The sequence below is a fragment of the Actinomyces johnsonii genome (assembly GCF_006546835.1).
GTDB classification, from domain to species: domain Bacteria; phylum Actinomycetota; class Actinomycetes; order Actinomycetales; family Actinomycetaceae; genus Actinomyces; species Actinomyces johnsonii.
This window is the reverse complement of the sequence record NZ_VICB01000001.1, coordinates 132,070-148,860: the sequence shown is the minus strand read 5'-3', so window position 1 is coordinate 148,860 and position 16,791 is coordinate 132,070. Positions and strand designations below refer to the sequence as shown.

Genomic DNA, 16,791 nt, shown 5'->3' with positions numbered 1-16,791 from the left:
CACCAGACCCCACCGTCCCCGACGGCGTCGATTGTCCCCGCCGAGGAAGCGACCACACCTGGCTGGTACTGATGGTGCAAGGCAGCACTACTATTCTCCCTGGACGTGCTCGCAGCGCTGCGGGTACGGGCAATGAGGAGGAATCATGAGGGAGCCGATGACGGCGTCGGCCGAGGGCGCTGAGAGCGCCCAGGAACAGGAGCGCGGGTACTGGCTCTACGTTCCCGGCGAGGGCGCCGGGAAGTGGGAGGAGTTCCGAACCGCCGGGATCATGGCGCTCAACTGGGATCGGATCGGCAACCCCACGAGCTACCCGAATGAGGAGGCTGTGATTGAGGCGCTGGAGGCCGGCTACGGGGACTGGGGAGGCAGGCCGACAGGCGCGGCAGGAATGATCCGGGACTTCACCCACACGATGCGTCCTGGCGACGTCGTCTACGCCCGGCGCGGTCCGACCGAGATCATAGGGCGTGGCGTCGTCCGCTCAGAGTTCCGTTACGACGACGCCCGGCCCGCCTACCGCTGCGTGCGCGACATTGAGTGGACACATGTCGGCTCCTGGCCGCTCGACCGGCGTGTGGGTGCAGTGACCCTGCAACGGGTCACGGAGAACACGAGCTATAACCCGGTTCAGCTCGAGTCACTGTTCCGGGACCGGAACGCCCCTGACTCGTCCATGATCTCCGCCCTTGCCACGAGCCCCCAGAACGCTCATGAGCCCAGCGACATCGCCGACATCTATACGCGGGAGAACTTTCTGGCGGAGGTGTTCGTCGGTCCCGAGGACCTGGAGCAGATGCTCGGGCTGCTGCGCCGCAAGAAGAACCTCATCCTCCAGGGCGCTCCGGGTACGGGGAAGACTTTCGCCGCCAAGCGCCTGGCGTACGCGCTCATGGGTGAGACGGATGACTCTCGGGTGGAGGTGGTGCAGTTCCATCAGTCGACTGCCTACGAGGACGTCGTCGTCGGGCTGCGCCCCACGGCCGAGGGCGGGTTCGCGGCCGCCGAGGGCGTTTTCGCCAGGTTCTGCCGGCGTGCTGCCGCCGACCCGGGACGGGACTACGTGTTCATCATCGACGAGATCAACCGTGCCAACATCTCCAAGGCCTTCGGCGAGCTGCTCATGCTCATCGAGGCCGAGCACCGCGGGGAGGCACTGCGCCTGCCCGTGTCCGGGGAGCTGCTGTCCGTCCCGAAGCGGCTCCACATCATCGGCATGATGAACACCGCCGACCGGGGCCTTGCCCTCATCGACTACGCGCTGCGTCGCCGTTTCGCCTTCTTCGAGATGAGGCCGGCCCTCGATCACCCAGGGTTCCTCAGGCACGTCGAGGCCGTGGGCAGCTCGAGGCTGGAGGCGCTGGTCGACGTCGTACGCCGCCTCAACCAACGGATCGCTGAGGACGAGGCCCTCGGCCCCGGATTCCAGATCGGCCACTCCTACCTGTGCCTGCCAGCAGGAAGCCCTGAGAACCCTGCGAGCACGGATGCGGATGTGACCTCGATGGTGCGCTACGAGCTCGAGCCGCTGGTACGCGAGTACTGGTTCGACAATCCCGCTGCGATGGACGAGAGCATTCACGAGCTGGAGAGCATCCTGCCATGACGGCCACCGTTTTGCCCGGACGGACGCCGGACGGATCTCCCGGCCGACCCCACCGGCGTGGTCCCAGCACTGTGCTGCTCAAGAACGTCTACTACATGCTCGCCTACGCCTTCAAGGCACTGGAGACCAGCGAGCACCGGCGCCTGGCGGCCGAGGACTTCGAGCACGTCCACGACATGCTCGCCGCGATCCTGGCCGGTGGGCTGGACAACCAGCGTCGACATGGTTTTGAGCGGGACTATCAGCCCTTCGTCGAGGACCTGTCGGTTGTGCGGGGACGCATCGACCCGGTCGCCACGATGCGGCTCAGGGCCCGCCGCAGGAGCCTGGTGCGCTGCGGCTACGACGAGCGCACCGAGAACACCCTCATGAACCGGCTCCTCAAGACCGCCGCGCTGCGCCTGATCCTGCACGGCGACATCGCCCCGGCCCGCAGGGCGCGCCTGAAGTCCACGCTGCTCGTCATGGGCGACGTCGAGGTGATGAGCGTCGGCGAACTCAGGCACCTGCACTGGGAGAGACTGCGCTTCCACCGCGGTAACCGTTCCTACCGACTGCTCATGGGGGCGTGCCGGCTCGTCCTGGACGAGCGGCTGCTCAGCGGTGCCGACGGCGCAGTCAGCCTCGCGGACTTCCTCGACCCCCAGGAGCTGAGCGCCCTGTACGAGCGCTTCGTCCTGGCCTACTTCCGCCACCACCACCCCCTCCTGCGTGCCGGCGCTCCCTGGGTGAGCGGAGGCATCGCGGACGCTCCGGTCTTCCTTCCGGGGCTGCGCACCGACATTGTCCTGACCGGGCCGGCGCGGACCCTCATCATCGACACCAAGTGCTACGGGCGCATCCTCGGCTCCCGTTACGACAGGCGGATCCTGTCCCCGGCCAACCGCAATCAGATCTACAGCTACGTCATGCACGAGGCCAGCGACCCCCGACAGGGCGGGCGCGAGGTCGCCGGCATGCTGCTCTACGCCCAGACCGCCGTCGACCCGCCGATCCGCGAGACCTGGTCCGAGACCGGGCACCGCTTCCACGTGCGCACCCTCGACCTGGACCGGGACTTCACCGAGATCGCCGCCCAACTCGACGACGTCGCCGCCCTGCTCGCACCTACCTGATCTCTTCCGAGTCACGACTGCGCCATTGAGAGAGTGCCTCAGCGGTCCCCTTGAGCGAGAGCTCTCCAGCCGCTACGGCCATCACCAGCTGATAGGCATCATCATCGGGAGCCTCGATCCAATGGCTGTTGATGTCCAGAAAGACCAGCGTGGCCAACCACCCCAGGCGCTTGTTTCCATCCACCAGGGGACGATTGCGGACCAGGGAATCGAGCAGGGCCGCAGCTTTCTCATCGATCGTGGCGTACGCGTCGCGTCCCCAGAGAGTGGCCCCAGGCCGGTGCAGCGCCGAGTCGAGCAGGCCGAGATCCCGGACCGGTCCGACGGCGAGGTCCTCAATGAGTATCAGGGCGTCTTCAAGCGTCAAATACTCGATCATCCGTGCCTGCTCAGCGACCAAGGCGCTCCAGGACCTCGGCATACCGGGTGCGGATACGGGCAGACGCTTCTTGAACTCGCCGCTCATTCGGCTTCCGCCGTCGGGGGAGGGCTGGCAGCATCGGATCCGTGACTGAGAACCGCGCCCAGCCCAGCCCAGCCAACCCGGACGACGTCGTCAACCCCCTCCTGCTCCAGGCCTTCGCCTGGGACCTGCCCGCCGACTCGACTCACTGGCGCGTCCTGGCGGATAACGCCTCCCTCTTGGCCGACTGCGGCGTGAGCTCGGCCTGGCTGCCGCCCGCCTACAAGGGACAGGCCGGGGTGGAGGACGTCGGCTACGGCGTCTACGACACCTACGACCTGGGCGAGTTCGACCAGAAGGGCACCGTCCCCACCAAGTACGGAACCAAGGGGGACTACCTCGCCGCCATCGAGGCCCTGCACGCCGCCGGCATCAGCGTCGTGGCCGACATCGTCCTCAACCACCGCATGGGCGGCGACGACACCGAGGTCGTGCGCGCCACCCCGGTCGACCCCCACGACCGCCTGCGCCCCATCGGCGATGCCGAGGAGATCACCGCCTGGACCCGCTACACCTTCCCGGGGCGCAATGGCACCTACTCGGACTTCACCTGGGATTGGACGTGCTTCCACGGCACCGACTGGGACGAGGCCCGCCGGCTCCAAGGCGTGTGGCTCTTCGAGGGCAAGCAGTGGAACGAGAACGTCAACGACGAGCTCGGCAACTACGACTACCTCATGGGCTCCGACGTCCACGTCACCGACCCCGCCGTCAGTGCCGAGATGGACCGCTGGGGGCGCTGGTACGTGGAGACCACCGGCGTCGATGGCCTGCGCCTGGATGCTCTCAAGCACGTCGGCGCCGACTTTTTCGCCCGCTGGCTGCCCGAGCTGCGACTCGCCACCGGGTGTGCCCTGCCGGCCGTGGGCGAGTACTGGACCCGCGACGTCGCCGAACTGGAGGGCTACCTGGAGGCCGTTCCCTTCATGAGCCTGTTCGACGTCCCCCTCCACTTCCACCTGCACGCCGCCTCCACCTCCAACGGCGACGTCGACCTGTCCCGACTCTTCGAGGGCACCCTCGTGGCCTCCGACCCCGCCCGCGCCGTCACCTTCGTGGAGAACCACGATACCCAACCGGGTCAGTCGCTGGCCTCCACTATCGAATCGTGGTTCAAGCCCTCGGCCTACGCCCTCATCCTGTTGCGCGAGGCCGGGACCCCCTGTGTCTTCTGGGGCGACTTGTTCGGCACCCCCGAGACCGGCGACCTGCCGGCCGTCACCGAGCTGCCGCTGCTCATGACCATGCGGCGCGCGCTGGCCCACGGCCACCAGCACGATGCCCTCGACGGGCCCGACGTCGTCGGCTTCGCGCGCGAGGGCGACGACGCCCACCCCGGTTCCGGGCTCGCCGTCGTCCTATCCGACCGCAAGGCCGGCGCCAAGCGCCTCCACGTGGGGGCTCGGCACGCCGGCGAGCAGTGGATCTGCGTCCTGGGCGAGCACGAGCCGGTCACCATCGGCGATGACGGCGACGTCGAGCTGCCCGTGTCCGACGGCGGCCTGAGCGTCTACGCGCCCGAGACCGCCAAGCCGATCCTGGACAACGCCGAGCAGCACCTCCTGCGCCAGCGCTGAGGCTCGTCGGAAGGGGCACGGGAACCGCGGTCGCCTTCCCGGCCGATGCTGCGGGCGCGTAGGGTGACGGTGGCATCCACACGCATCTGAGCCGACCTTCCTGGAGGAGACATGCCCGCTTTCCACGCGCCCACCGACCAGAAGACGGACAAGGCCGTCGCCGTCTTCATCGCGCCGGGACTGGAGGAGGTCGAGGCGTTGGCGACCGTGGACATCCTCTTCCGTGCCGGTATTCCGACGACGATGATCTCAGTGACCCCCGAGCGGTCCGTCACCTCCTCCCACAACATCGTCGTCACCTGTGACCTCACCCTGGCCGAGGCGGACCTGGCCGACTACGACATGCTCATCTTGCCCGGCGGTATCCCCGGTACCCCCAATCTCAAGGCCGTCGAGCCGCTCATGGCCGCGGTCACCGAGCGGGTGCGCGCCGGCAGGCCGGTGGCCGCGATCTGTGCCGCCCCCTCGATCCTGGCCGAGCTGGGCCTGCTCGAGGGCCGCCGGGCGACGTCGAACCCCGGCTTCGTGGGCGTGCTCGCCGACCACGGGGCGCAGATCAGCCAGGCCGCCGTCGTGACCGACGGCCCGGTCATCACCTCGCGGGGCATGGGCACCGCTATCGACTTCGGTCTGGAGATCGTGCGTCACTACCTCGGCGAGGAGGCCGTCGACGACGTCAAGACCAAGATCGTCTACCAGGGCTGATGACTCGGAGACGTCGTGCTCCGATCACAAGTCTGGCTTCGGTGAGGTCTCCTCGTGTGAGGATAGTGCTGTCCTATTAGCTACCTGTGTGGCTGGCGGTGGCTTCGGCAGTTGACTGCTGGGTTTCGGTTGAGGGGCTACAGGATGGATGTGCCCCCTCGCTAATTTGTCTGACGTCAGTCATCTAGACGACTTGAGTGTGTTCTTCAGAAGAAGTGCTCTGCACCTGCGGGCCTGAACGTGAAGTATCGCCATGCCGGCAGCCGTCTGAATCAGCGTGATGGCCATGGGGATCAGGATCGAGACCGTCTCATGCAGGACCGCCTGGATGACGAACAGGAGAGCCGAGTCGATGAAGACCACGCCCAGTCCTATAGCCGCCACCGCGCACTGGGCCTGCATCTCATACCAGTTCTTCTCGGAGCGCTGCGCGATCTCGTAACGCACTCCTGCCCAGGAGTTCGGTGGCAGTCTGCGCTGCGACATCCGGCGCCCCAGCACTACGAGTCCGACGCCGGTCACGCCCAGGATCAGGCTCATAAGTACGGAGAATGCTGTCTCAACCATCGATGTCCCTCGTTGTCCGTCGGGGTGGTGGAGGTTCTCGGTTCCGGTGAGTTCTTCCTACATGATATGCCCGCGCGGACGCACCTGGAACCTCGCCCCCTCGCGTGTGAGGGGCAGTCAACGAGACTCAGGGTGCGTCCGCGCGCGGTTGTGCTGATCGGATCAGGGTTTGATGCTGCGGCGCCCCATGGGGATGAGGGCAACGACGACGAGCAGGACTCCCAGCCCCGCCAGGCAGACGATCGCCGTCGTTGTGAAGTCGAATCGCAGCCCCAGGCCCGCCGCGATGAGCAGCCCGCCCACGAGGAGCAGGAACGTCCCCCACAGAAGCGTGGAGCCCTTGATATCTCCGGGTGCCTGCGGCTGCTTCCCCTCACCGGTCACCGTCCCCGCACTCCACACCGGGCCAGATGCCGATGCCGCGGGCGCCGAGTCGGTCGACGGCCTGTGATCCTCGCCAGTCGTGGAGTCCTGACCGATGGGGGTGGAGTCGAATGCGGTGAAGAAGCCATCTCGGCTTGATGCCGAGCTCGACGCCGGGGAGGAGAGGACGTCGGTTGGCGTCATCGCCTCCGTCTCGGCATCGGCGAGCCGACCGGTCTGGTCGGTGCCGTCCGGCGCTTCCCCGGTGCTCAGGACGTCGGTGGCGACGCCGTCGGATGTGGGAAGCGGCATGGTCAGTGGCCGGGTGTCGCCCGAGGCCGGAAAAGGCCTCGTGGCGCCCTCGGTGGTCTCCTTGACGGCGTTTTCGCCTGCGTCCTCAGGTGATGTGGCGGGCGAGGTGCTGCTCATGGGGGTCTCCTTGCGTGAATGCCGGGGAATGCCCGGGAAGAGGTCTGGGTGTCTCGAACGAGTGCGGGGGGCCGAGTCGATCAGCCCGCGTCGGCGGGAGGCTGCTCGGCGGGAGCCTGCTGCTCAGTGGGTGTCTGGGATGGTGCCGGTGCGGCTGTTTCTGAGGGGGCCGGGCTCGGCCCGGCAGCGCTCTGCCCGGCCAGGGCCTTCTGCACGCAGGCGTCGTAGGAGGCGCGCTCCTTGGAGGTGAGATCGGACAGATCCCGCCAGTTGGCGTCCTGACTGCGATCATCGGCGTCCGCGCTCTCGCGGGCGGATCGGATGCAGGCCGTGGCGTCGTCGACCGTGATGGCCTGGTGGCTCATGCCCGGGATCGGCAGAGAGTCGCGGTGGACGCCGCCGTGCTCATCGGACCAGTAGTTGACGATCCACACGGACTCATCGGCGTTGCCGTACCAGGAGATGCTGTCGTCCTGGTCGGTGACCTCGATCGCCCCGGTGTCCACAGAGGCGTTGATGGTGATCGCCTGCCGCCCTTCCCCGCTGCCGGAGGATGTCAGGGTGGACTTGATGTTCAGGCCGCCGCGGATATTCGCGTAGGCGGAGGTGGTCTTGCCGTTTACGTCGTAGGAGGCCGGCCCCTCCTCATCGGGCTCCATCTGCCTGCCGTTGACGGTCCAGGCCCGGGAGACCCTCGCCTCCACCGACCCCATGTCGACGTCGGTCTTGATCGTCACCGGCTGGTCCGCATCGGTTTTGACGCGCAGGCGCCCGACGTCGAGGTGGGCGTTGATCGTCGAGAGTCGGCTGGCCTCGTCCGCGGGCATGCCGCGCAGGTCCAGGGTGAGGTCGCCGACGTCCTTGCTGCGGGTGACGCTGCCTCCACTGGCCGACGATGACAACTCTTTCCACGTGACTGTGGTTGAGGCGAAGGTGGCCGAGTCGGTAATGGTTCCGAAGGGCATACGGGCCAGGCTCGGGGGAGTGACCGAGGCGACCACGAGAGCGGGGATCGCCATGACCAACAGAGCTGGCCAACCCAGGAACGTCATCCAGCCGCCGTGCCGACGACGCAGGCCGCTGACGACGATACCCGCACCCAGGAGTGCCACCAGGATACCGATGAGGAAGAATTGGCCCTGGAGTAGGCCGACGCGGTGGGTCGCCGTGGCGTACCAGATTCCCGCTCCGGTCAGGAACGCCAGGCCCAGGACGGTCAACGACACGGAGGAACCGGGCCCGGGACGGCGCGGTCTCGGCGGGCGGGCCGGTGCGGGTGCCGGCTGGTAGGGCTGGTACTGCCGGTAGGAGCGGTTCTGCCAGGTCGGACCGTTCGTCGGGCGGCCGAAGGTCGGGGCGCTGGAGCCGGGCGCGTAGGAGGTGGAAGACGTGGAGGAGACGGAGGAGTCTGAGGCCGTAGGTGAAGCGGCCTGGCCGGTCTGGTCGCTAGTGCGGCTCCCCGGCGCCTGCGATGCGTTCTGCTGGGCGGTTTGCCAGGGCTGAGGCCCCTGGGGACTGCGAGGCGCGCCGCGACCTCCGCGACGGTTCTGGGCGAAGCGGACGGCGAAAACGACGGCTAGAAGGGTCAGCCCCAGCCAGAAGAGCGTCCACACGGGGGCGGCGATTCCTGGGAGCCCCCACAGGCCGATGTACCAGCCTGGGATGAAACCGTCGCCGATGGTTGACATGCCGACGATCGTCATGCCGATGGCGCCCGCCAGACCGGCGTTGAAGCGGCCGGAGAGAGCCTCCTCCAGGTGAATGCGCCCGTCGGACTCCTCGGGCAGGAGCGCCCAGGCCACGCCGTAGAGGACCAACCCGATTCCGGAGAAGATCGAGAGCACCACCCACACGCAGCGAACCAGGATGGGGTCCAGACCGAAGCGGTGGGCCACGCCGCCGGCCACGCCGGCGACCCAGCGCTCGTTGGTGCGCATGAGGCCCGAGCCGCGCAGGGAGTTGAAGAAACGATGCGTCGAGCCGTCCCGGGGGCCAGGCTGGGCCTCCCCGTAGGGCTGGTACGCGGGGCCGGGGTCGGGCTGCGGTCCGTAGTGCGGCCGCTGCTGGGAGCTGTACTGAGCGCCGCCGGCCTGGGAACCGGCAGTGCCGGAGGAATCGGAAGAGGTGGAGTCGGCGGGCGAGCCGCCATTTGACGGGGGAGTGGGCATGTCGTTCATGCCGTCAATTCTTCGCGCCCGCGCCCCGCGCCACGATCAGGGGACCCCCTGAATGATCCCCGATTGACCCCCGAATCCACCGGGGGACGATCGGATCAGCGACTCTGACGTGCCACGATGGTGCCATGACGACAGCTCAGCAGTGGGCCGCGCAGCCCGGGCCGGCCACCGCCGGACCGGGGCAGTCGTGGAGCCCCCCGCCGCCCCCGCAGCGGCCCCCGTTGCGTCGCTCGCCCCACCACCTGGTGCCGGCTCCGGCGGACCTGCCTGAGGAGACCGCCCGGCTGCGCAGGCCCGCCCGTATCGCCGGGGTCTGCGCAGGACTAAGTCTCCACCTGGGCATCCCCGTGCGCTACATCCGCGCGGCCATGGTCGTCCTCGCGCTCGGGGGCGGCGCGGGCGCCCTCCTCTACGCTCTGCTGTGGGCAACGCTGCCCGGGGAGAGCAGCCCGGCGGGATCCGGGTCAGCCTCGCCGATCTCCCGGGCCCGCCTGGCCGCCCGCGCCACGGATGACAGGGGGACCGGGGGTGCTGGGAGCGAAGCCGCCGAGGGCGGCTCCGTCTCCGGCCTGTCGCAGACGGTCATCGACGGCGGTTCCCTCATCCTGGCGGCCCTCTTCCTGGCCTCCTGGCGATTCGGACTGCTTGACCGGGTCGGCGCCGTGGGAATCGTCGTCGTCATCATCGCCGGTGCCGCCCTGGCCTGGTCCCAGATGGACAACCTGGTGGGCCCGGACCGCAACCTGGGCGCTGTTCTACGGGTCGCGGGTGGGGTGTGCTTGGCCGTCGTTGGCATCCTGGTGTGGGTGGCCGCGGACAGCTCGCCCTACAAGCTCATCTCCGGGCTCGTCACGGGAGGGGCACTCGTGGCGGGGATCGGCGTGGTGCTGGCGCCCTTGTGGCTGCGGACCAACCGGGCCCTGGCCGATACCCGCGCCGCCGAGATCCGTGAGGCCGAGCGCGCCGACATTGCCGCTCACCTGCACGACTCCGTCCTCCAGACCCTCACCCTCATCCGCAAGCGCGCCGAGGAGCCCGAGACGGTCGCCCGCCTGGCCCGCTCCCAGGAGCGTGAGCTGCGCGCCTGGCTCTACACCGACCGTCCCGCGCCGGGCACCTCCGTGGCGGACGCCTTCACCGACCTGGCAGGCGAGATCGAGGACCGCCACGGCGTGGCCGTCGACGTCGTGTGCGTCGGCGACCGCGCCCCCGACCGCGACACCGAGGTCATCGTCGCAGCCACCCGCGAGGCCCTGTCCAACGCCGTGCGCCACGGCGCCCCGCCGGTCTCTCTCTACGTCGAGGCGGGCGACCAGCGCCTCGAGGTGTTCGTGCGCGACCGCGGTCCCGGCTTCGACCTCGACGCCATCGCCGAGGACCGCCACGGCGTGCGCCAGTCCATCATCGCCCGCATGGAGCGTCACGGCGGCAGCGCGCGGGTGCGCCGTCTGGAGACCGGCACGGAGGTGGTCCTGTCCCTTCCCACCTGATCCCGCCGCCCCATCTATCGTTGGCTCCGTCATATCCTGCCCCTGACAGCCCCCCTCGTCCCCCGTCCTTTCCCGCATTCTTCACCGCACCGACGTCACCACCAGGAAGACCCCATGGCTGACACCCCCGCCGGCACCCCATCAGACAACCGCCCGCCCGCCTCGGCGGGCGCGCCCCTGCGGATCCTGGTCGTCGACGACCACGCCCTGGTCCGCTCCGGGGTGCGCTCCGAGCTGACCGCGCACGCCTCCGACATGGACGTCGTCGCCGAGGCCGACGACGTCGAGGGCGCCATTGCCGCCGTCCACGCTCTGCGGCCCGATGTCGTCCTGCTCGACGTCCACCTGCCCGGCGGCAATGGCGGGGGCGGGGCCGAGGTCGTCGCCTCTTGCCACGACGTTCCCGAGACGCGCTTCCTGGCCCTGAGCGTTTCGGACGCCAGCGACGACGTCGTCGGCGTCATCCGGGCCGGCGCCCGCGGTTACGTCACCAAGGCCATCTCGACCGAGGACCTGGCCCAGGCCGTGCGGCGCGTGGCTGCCGGCGATGCCGCCTTCTCCCCGCGCCTGGCGGGTTTCGTCCTGGACGCCTTCGGAGCCGGGACGGGCGAGGTCGCCGTGGCCGACACCGAGCTCGATCGGCTCTCGGTGCGTGAGCGCGAGGTCATGCGCCTCATCGCCCGCGGATACACCTACAAGGAGTGCGCCTCCGAGCTGTTCATCTCGGTCAAGACCGTCGAGACCCATGTCTCCGCGGTTCTGCGCAAGCTCCAGTTGTCCAACCGCAACGAGCTCACTCGCTGGGCCGTGGCCCGCCGCATCGTGTAGGCGGGGCGCAGCTCGGGCTCGGAGAGCTCGGAGCCCGTGCGGACGATGGGCGACCGCTGCAGGTGACGGTCTGACATCGCGGCTCGGCCCACACCGCCTCAGTGTCCCGTAGCCGACCCGATCCGTGGCAGGATGCGGGACGTGAGCCCCCCCCCGCAGCCCTCCGCGAGCACCGCTCATTCCCGCCTCGACCCCCTCCAACCGGCCTGCGAGCACCTGCGTGCGGGCGGGCTGGTCATCCTGCCCACGGACACCGTCTACGGCATCGGGTGCGAGGCCGCCGACGCCGGGGCGGTCGAGCGGCTGCTGGCCGCCAAGGGGCGCGGGCGCCAGATGCCCCCGCCGGTGCTCGTGGCCGACCCCGCCGACCTGACCGGCGTCGTCGCCCAGGTGCCGCAGGCCGCCCGAGCCCTCATGGAGGCCTTCTGGCCCGGGCCGCTGACCCTCGTCCTCGACGCCGATGCGGCCCTGACCTGGGACCTGGGGGAGAGTGGCGGTTCCATTGCCGTGCGCATGCCCGACCACAGGCTCGCCCTGGACCTCCTGCGCCGCAGTGGGCCGCTGGCCGTCTCCTCCGCCAATCCCACCGGTGCGCCGCCCGCGACCGACGCCGCCTCCGCCCGGGCCGCCTTCCCCGGACGGGTCAGGGGCGCCGACGAGGAGGCCCTGAGCGCCCAGGGCGATGGCGCCCTCGCGTCCGGGGACATCCTTCTGCTCGACGGCGGGGCCACCCCCGGTCCCGTCCCCTCCACCATCGTCTCCCTCGCCGGCCCCTGCGCCCGCGCCCCCCGCATCCTGCGCCAGGGGGTCCTGACGCAGGAGGATCTGGAGCGGACGGCCGGCATCGACCTCGCCGCACCGGCGGCGGACGCAGCGGCGAACAGGGCGGAGGTGAGGGCGTGAGGGTCTACCTCCTGGTCATGGCCATCGCCGCCGTGGCAACCTACGTGGCCGTGCCGATCATCCGGCACATCGCCCTCGTGAGCAACGCGCTCACCCCCGTGCGGGCCCGCGACGTCCATTCCACCCCCATCCCGCGCCTGGGCGGGGTGGCCATGTTCTTCGGCCTGTTCTCAGCCATCAGCGTGGCCTCCCAGATCCCCTACCTCTCCGACGTCATCGACTCCAGCGCCTGGGCGGTGGTCCTGGGAGCGGGATTGGTGTGCCTGCTCGGCGTCGTCGACGACCTGTGGGAGCTGGACTGGATGACCAAGCTCGCCGGACAGATCCTGGCGGCCGGCGTCATGGCCTGGCAGGGCGTTCAGCTCCTCACCTTCCCCGTGGCGGGGCTGACCATCGGTTCCTCGCGCCTGTCCCTCATCTCCACCGTCATCGTCGTGGTGGCCGCCATCAACGCCGTCAACTTCGTCGACGGGCTCGACGGGCTGGCGGCCGGTGTCGTCGGGATTGGCTCGACTGCCTTCTTCCTGTACACCTACGTCCTTACCCGAGCCACGAGCCCCGGCTCCTACAGCTCCCTGGCCGCCACGATCGTGGCCGCGCTCATCGGCGTGTGCTTGGGCTTCCTGCCCCATAACTTCAACCCGGCCACCATCTTCATGGGCGACTCCGGGGCGATGCAGCTGGGGCTGGTTTCGGCCGCCTCCACCATCATCGTCACCGGGCAGATCGACCCCGGCAGCTTCGACGGCTCCCGCGCCCTTCCCGCCTTCATGCCGATCCTTCTGCCGCTGGCCGTCCTCCTGCTGCCCCTGACCGACATGATCATGGCGATCGTGCGCCGTACCAGGAAGGGCCTGAGCCCCACCCACCCCGACCGCATGCACATGCACCACCGGCTCTTGGCCGCCGGGCACTCCCACCGCCGCGCCGTTCTGGTCATGTACCTGTGGGCCGCCGTCGCCTCCTTCCCCGTGGCCGCCATGGCCTTCTTCCCCCTGCCATGGGTCATGGTGGGGGCCGCCATCGCGATCCTGTTCGCCTTCGTCGTCACCGTCGACCTTATGCCCGGGGTGCGCCACGGCCTGCGCTCGGCGCTGCGCCGGCGCCAGGACCGCCAGGGGCAGCGGATCGTTATCTCCCGCAACGTCTCGGGAACCGGCGAGGTGACGCGCCCGGCCGAGGGGCAGGCGCCGCAAGGGGCCGCCGTGCCGGTTCAGTCCGGGTCATCTGAAGGGACGCGCCCGTGAGTAGATCGACGAGTGCGAACGCCTCCGCCCTGAGGGATGCCGCCGCCCGCCTGCGCCGGATTCTCATCGTGGCCGCCGTGGTCCTGGTGGCCGCTCAGGCCCTGTGGTGCCTCATCGCCGGCTCCCGCGGCGCAGTGGCCCGCCCGCTGGGCACGCTGCCGGTTGCGGCGGGCTCGACGACGGTGCTCCTGGCTGCGACCTGGTGGTTCCTGGACCACATGGTCCGCTCCTCCATGGGGGCCCTCGTGGCCTGGATGGCCGGTGGATACCTTGGAAAAGTCGCAATTCTGGCTGTGGCACTGCTGGGGGGTCGGGCGCTGGGGCTCGACAGCAGAGTGATTGGGGTCTCACTCATCGTTGCGATCCTGGTGGGCATGTTTTCGGAGGCGACTGTGCTGACGCAGGCGCCGATCCTTGCGGTTGAGCCGATGAACGGCGACTCGACTGACGACTCCTGATCGCTGCTGAGGGTCGGTTGCGGGCCTTCCGGGCCGTGTTCGTCTACTGGGGCGGGCCGGGTTCGCTTCGCTGAATCATCCCTAGGCGTTAGCATTGCCAGTGATTAGCAGGCCTGTCGGGGCAGACTTAAGGTCAAACCTCGAAGCGTGAAAGACATTGGGAGGATCTCCTGTCCACCAACACCGTCACCGAGAACGGCACGGCAGCCGACGACGTCGCCGTGCCGCGGACGGCTGACGCCAAGCCGTTCGTCAAACCGCTGTGGTACTGGGTGCTCCTGGTCCTCCTGGTCGCGGTCATCGCGCTGACCGCTGTACCCGCCTTCACCCAGCACCCCCACTCGCCCGGCGTCGAAGATTTCTTCCCCGAGGCGATCGTCGGACGGGGCACGCTCCTGGAGTTCAACCGCCTTACCTTCGTCCGTCTTGTCATGGGGGGCCTCCTGTGCCTGACGCTGGGGGTGGCCGCCGCCCGCCAGTTCAAGATGGTTCCCGGACGCGGCCAGGCGCTGCTGGAGATCATTGCCGACTTCGTGCGCAGCAACGTTGCCCTCATGCTCCTGGGCAACAAGAACGGCCGCCGCTTCGCGCCTCTGCTGGGCACCCTCTTCCTGGGGGTGCTCGCGATGAACCTGTCGGGCATCATCCCGGGCCTGAATATCGCCGCCTCCTCCGTGGTGGCCGTCCCCATGGTGTTCGCCGCCCTGACCTACATCACCTTCATCGGCGCCGGGATCAAGGAGCAGGGCGCGGGGCACTTCTTCGCCTCCCAGCTCTTCCCCCCAGGCCTGCCCAAGGCGATGTATCTGCTCATCACCCCCATCGAGTTCCTCTCGAACTTCATCGTGCGCCCGGTGACGCTCACCCTGCGTTTGCTGTGCAACATGGTCTCCGGCCACCTGCTGCTCGGCATGACCTTCTTCGGCACCACCAGCCTGCTACTGCACCTTCAGGCCTCCTCGACGATCAGCCTCCTGACCGGCGCCGCCATGATCGTGGTAACAATGTTCGAGGTCTTCGTCGCGGTTCTCCAGGCCTACATCTTCACCATCCTCAGCGCCGTCTACATCAAGCTCTCCATCGAGGCACATTAGACGGCACGGACGCGTCGTTTCAGACTCTTCTCGACCCACCGACCCCCACCTGCGCCACCCGGCGCCAGAAAGTAAGGAACCGAATATGTCCCTCACCGCGCTCGCATACGTCGGCTACGGCCTGGCCACGCTCGGCCCGGGCATCGGCATCGGCCTGCTGGTCGGCAAGACCCAGGAGGCTACGGCCCGTCAGCCCGAGGTGGCCGGACGCCTGTTCACCAACATGATCATCGGCGCGGGCATGGTCGAGGCCCTGGGCCTCATCGGCTTCGTCCTGCCGCTCGTCGTCAAGTGATGTTTCCCCTGGCTGCCGAGGGCGGGCAGGTAGGAGGCACTGCCTTCATCCTGCCCCCGCTCTACGAGATCTTCTGGGCGGCGGTCGTCCTCCTGCTCATCCTCCTGGTGGTGGGCCGCTTCGCCCTGCCCCGGCTCTACGCCGTGCTGGACGAGCGCGCTCGGCGCATCCAGGAGGGCCTCGACCTGGCCGACAAGGCCAAGCAGGACCAGTCCGACGCCGAGAAGCGCGCCGCCCGGCTCGTGGACGAGGCCCGCCGCGAGGCCGCTCGCATCCGCGACAACGCCCAGAGCGAGGCCAAGGAGATCGTCGCCCAGGCCCGCACCGACGCCCAGGCCGAGGCTGCCGGCATCCTGGATGGCGCCCAGCGCCAGATCCTGGCGGACAAGCAGGCCGCGCAGATCTCGCTTCGCACCGACGTCGGCATGCTCGCCTCCACCCTGGCCGAGCGCATCGTCGGCGAGCAGCTCAAGGACACGGCTCTGTCCGAGCGCGTCATCGACCGCTTCCTCGACGAGCTCGAGGCCATGCCTCCCGTCGAGGGCGTTGACGCACCGGTGGCAGCAAGCTGGAACACCGACTTCGCCGCTAAGGACAAGCAGTGAGAACCGGCACCGGAGCCACCCGTGAGACCGTGAGCCAGGCCTGGAGCCCGGTGCTCGCGGCGGCGGGCGTCGAGGGCCAGGAGCTGGGGCGTCAGGTCCTCGCCCTGGCCCACCAGGTCGCCGCCCATTCGCTGGCCAGTCCCTTGACCGACCCGGGCCGTGAGCCCGAGGACAAGGTGGCGCTGGCCCGCCGGCTCTTCGAGGGGGCCGTGGACGGGCGCGTCGTCGACCTGCTCAGCGCCATGGTTCGCGGGCGCTGGTCCAAGCCGGTCGACCTCATCTCCGCCCTCCACGACCTGGGCATCGAGGCGATCCTCGCCGGGGCCCACGCCGACGGCACCGTCGGGGAGATCGAGCAGCAGCTCTTCGAGGTCCACGAGCGGATCGCCGACGACCGCGAACTGCGCGAGGCCCTGGCCCCCTCCCGGCGCACCCGCACCGAGGCCCGCGTCCGTCTGGCCGAGGCCGTTTTCGCCGCCCACGTCAGCGCCCCGGCCATGAGCCTGCTGCGCTGGTGCGTGCGCCACCGCTCCGAGGGCGGGCCGCTGCGCAACCTGCGCCGCGTTGTCGAGCTGGCCGCCGAGATGCGTCAGCGCATCATCGCCGACGTCGTCACCGCCATCCCGATGACCACTGCCCAGGAGAAGCGCCTGCGCACGATCCTGGAGCTGCGCCTAGGCAACCGCATCGACCTTAACTGCGAGGTCGACCCCGAGGTCATCGGCGGGGCGCGCATCATGATCCGCAACCACGTCCTGGACCACACGGTGCGCGGCGCCGTCGCCGAGCTACGAACCCGCCTGGCGGGCTAGCCACACCACTGGCGCGCACCGGTCCAAGGACCGGTCCCGTGCCGGCCCCACAACTTC

Annotated in this window: 17 protein-coding genes; 13 read left to right on the top strand and 4 right to left on the bottom strand. The window is 69.2% G+C overall.

What is annotated here, in order from left to right; genetic code table 11:
- Positions 1–145: 145 nt before the first annotated feature.
- Together FK256_RS00690 and FK256_RS00685 are read left to right on the top strand one after the other, a co-directional pair.
- Positions 146–1,606, top strand: a complete 1,461-nt coding sequence (locus FK256_RS00690; protein WP_141423323.1) for an McrB family protein — start codon at positions 146–148, stop codon at positions 1,604–1,606.
- Positions 1,603–2,721 carry a 5-methylcytosine restriction system specificity protein McrC gene (locus FK256_RS00685; protein ID WP_141423322.1) on the top strand — a complete coding sequence of 373 codons (1,119 nt, stop codon included), beginning with the start codon at positions 1,603–1,605 and terminating at the stop codon, positions 2,719–2,721. The genes FK256_RS00690 and FK256_RS00685 overlap by 4 nt, the downstream gene beginning before the upstream one ends.
- On the opposite strand, the gene FK256_RS00680 is transcribed toward FK256_RS00685, so the two are convergent.
- The gene (locus tag FK256_RS00680; protein WP_141423331.1) at positions 2,714–3,100 is read right to left on the bottom strand and encodes a type II toxin-antitoxin system death-on-curing family toxin; all 387 of its coding nucleotides are present in this window, start codon (positions 3,098–3,100) and stop codon (positions 2,714–2,716) included. The two genes, FK256_RS00685 and FK256_RS00680, sit on opposite strands and share 8 nt — an antisense overlap.
- Positions 3,101–3,228: 128 nt before the next feature.
- Between FK256_RS00680 and FK256_RS00670 the strand changes: the two genes are divergently transcribed.
- Positions 3,229–4,761, top strand: coding sequence for an alpha-amylase (locus tag FK256_RS00670; protein WP_141423321.1), 1,533 nt, complete (start codon positions 3,229–3,231; stop codon positions 4,759–4,761).
- Between the two features lie 111 nt (positions 4,762–4,872).
- The gene (locus FK256_RS00665; protein WP_141423320.1) at positions 4,873–5,466 is read left to right on the top strand and encodes a DJ-1 family glyoxalase III; all 594 of its coding nucleotides are present in this window, start codon (positions 4,873–4,875) and stop codon (positions 5,464–5,466) included.
- Between the two features lie 180 nt (positions 5,467–5,646).
- Here the strand turns inward: FK256_RS00665 and FK256_RS00660 are convergent, their stop codons facing one another.
- From FK256_RS00660 to FK256_RS00650, 3 genes are all read right to left on the bottom strand, one after another.
- On the bottom strand, positions 5,647–6,033 hold the full coding sequence (locus FK256_RS00660; RefSeq protein WP_141423319.1) for an SdpI family protein: 387 nt from the start codon (positions 6,031–6,033) through the stop codon (positions 5,647–5,649).
- A 162-nt stretch (positions 6,034–6,195) separates the two neighbouring features.
- On the bottom strand, positions 6,196–6,825 hold the full coding sequence (locus FK256_RS00655; protein WP_141423318.1) for a hypothetical protein: 630 nt from the start codon (positions 6,823–6,825) through the stop codon (positions 6,196–6,198).
- 80 nt (positions 6,826–6,905) lie between these two features.
- Entirely contained in the window at positions 6,906–9,002 is a 2,097-nt protein-coding gene (locus FK256_RS00650) for a PspC domain-containing protein (protein ID WP_141423317.1), read from the bottom strand.
- A gap of 125 nt (positions 9,003–9,127) precedes the next feature.
- Here FK256_RS00650 and FK256_RS00645 point away from each other — a divergent pair, with 125 nt between their 5' ends.
- From FK256_RS00645 to FK256_RS00605, 9 genes are all read left to right on the top strand, one after another.
- On the top strand, positions 9,128–10,492 hold the full coding sequence (locus tag FK256_RS00645; RefSeq protein WP_141423316.1) for an ATP-binding protein: 1,365 nt from the start codon (positions 9,128–9,130) through the stop codon (positions 10,490–10,492).
- A gap of 114 nt (positions 10,493–10,606) precedes the next feature.
- Complete coding sequence (locus FK256_RS00640; protein WP_141423315.1) at positions 10,607–11,320, top strand: response regulator; 714 nt, start codon at positions 10,607–10,609, stop codon at positions 11,318–11,320.
- Positions 11,321–11,452: 132 nt separating this feature from the next.
- Positions 11,453–12,223: an L-threonylcarbamoyladenylate synthase gene (locus tag FK256_RS00635; RefSeq protein WP_141423314.1), complete on the top strand. Its 771-nt coding sequence runs from the start codon at positions 11,453–11,455 to the stop codon at positions 12,221–12,223.
- On the top strand, positions 12,220–13,470 hold the full coding sequence (locus tag FK256_RS00630) for an MraY family glycosyltransferase (protein WP_021606900.1): 1,251 nt from the start codon (positions 12,220–12,222) through the stop codon (positions 13,468–13,470). Before FK256_RS00635 ends, FK256_RS00630 begins: the two co-directional genes overlap by 4 nt.
- Positions 13,467–13,928, top strand: a complete 462-nt coding sequence (locus FK256_RS00625; RefSeq protein ID WP_141423313.1) for a pseudouridine synthase — start codon at positions 13,467–13,469, stop codon at positions 13,926–13,928. The genes FK256_RS00630 and FK256_RS00625 overlap by 4 nt, the downstream gene beginning before the upstream one ends.
- Positions 13,929–14,149: 221 nt before the next feature.
- Positions 14,150–15,022: a F0F1 ATP synthase subunit A gene (atpB, locus tag FK256_RS00620; protein WP_021606902.1), complete on the top strand. Its 873-nt coding sequence runs from the start codon at positions 14,150–14,152 to the stop codon at positions 15,020–15,022.
- A gap of 85 nt (positions 15,023–15,107) precedes the next feature.
- Positions 15,108–15,317, top strand: coding sequence for an ATP synthase F0 subunit C (gene atpE, locus FK256_RS00615; RefSeq protein WP_009233409.1), 210 nt, complete (start codon positions 15,108–15,110; stop codon positions 15,315–15,317).
- Complete coding sequence (locus tag FK256_RS00610) at positions 15,317–15,922, top strand: F0F1 ATP synthase subunit B (protein ID WP_141423312.1); 606 nt, start codon at positions 15,317–15,319, stop codon at positions 15,920–15,922. The genes atpE and FK256_RS00610 overlap by 1 nt, the downstream gene beginning before the upstream one ends.
- Positions 15,919–16,734 (top strand): F0F1 ATP synthase subunit delta, encoded by an 816-nt coding sequence (locus FK256_RS00605; RefSeq protein WP_141423311.1) that lies wholly within the window; start codon positions 15,919–15,921, stop codon positions 16,732–16,734. Before FK256_RS00610 ends, FK256_RS00605 begins: the two co-directional genes overlap by 4 nt.
- The last annotated feature ends 57 nt before the right edge of the window (positions 16,735–16,791 follow it).

Bases quoted from the DNA above. Each gene is read 5' to 3' on its own strand.
- FK256_RS00665 (WP_141423320.1), top strand. From the start codon at position 4,873: ATGCCCGCTTTCCACGCGCCCACCGACCAGAAGACGGACAAGGCCGTC.
- FK256_RS00680 (WP_141423331.1), bottom strand. From the start codon at position 3,100: ATGATCGAGTATTTGACGCTTGAAGACGCCCTGATACTCATTGAGGAC.
- FK256_RS00645 (WP_141423316.1), top strand. From the start codon at position 9,128: ATGACGACAGCTCAGCAGTGGGCCGCGCAGCCCGGGCCGGCCACCGCC.
- FK256_RS00655 (WP_141423318.1), bottom strand. From the start codon at position 6,825: ATGAGCAGCACCTCGCCCGCCACATCACCTGAGGACGCAGGCGAAAAC.
- atpE (WP_009233409.1), top strand. From the start codon at position 15,108: ATGTCCCTCACCGCGCTCGCATACGTCGGCTACGGCCTGGCCACGCTC.
- FK256_RS00640 (WP_141423315.1), top strand. From the start codon at position 10,607: ATGGCTGACACCCCCGCCGGCACCCCATCAGACAACCGCCCGCCCGCC.
- FK256_RS00610 (WP_141423312.1), top strand. From the start codon at position 15,317: ATGTTTCCCCTGGCTGCCGAGGGCGGGCAGGTAGGAGGCACTGCCTTC.
- FK256_RS00650 (WP_141423317.1), bottom strand. From the start codon at position 9,002: ATGAACGACATGCCCACTCCCCCGTCAAATGGCGGCTCGCCCGCCGAC.
- FK256_RS00660 (WP_141423319.1), bottom strand. From the start codon at position 6,033: ATGGTTGAGACAGCATTCTCCGTACTTATGAGCCTGATCCTGGGCGTG.
- FK256_RS00685 (WP_141423322.1), top strand. From the start codon at position 1,603: ATGACGGCCACCGTTTTGCCCGGACGGACGCCGGACGGATCTCCCGGC.
- FK256_RS00690 (WP_141423323.1), top strand. From the start codon at position 146: ATGAGGGAGCCGATGACGGCGTCGGCCGAGGGCGCTGAGAGCGCCCAG.
- FK256_RS00635 (WP_141423314.1), top strand. From the start codon at position 11,453: ATGCGGGACGTGAGCCCCCCCCCGCAGCCCTCCGCGAGCACCGCTCAT.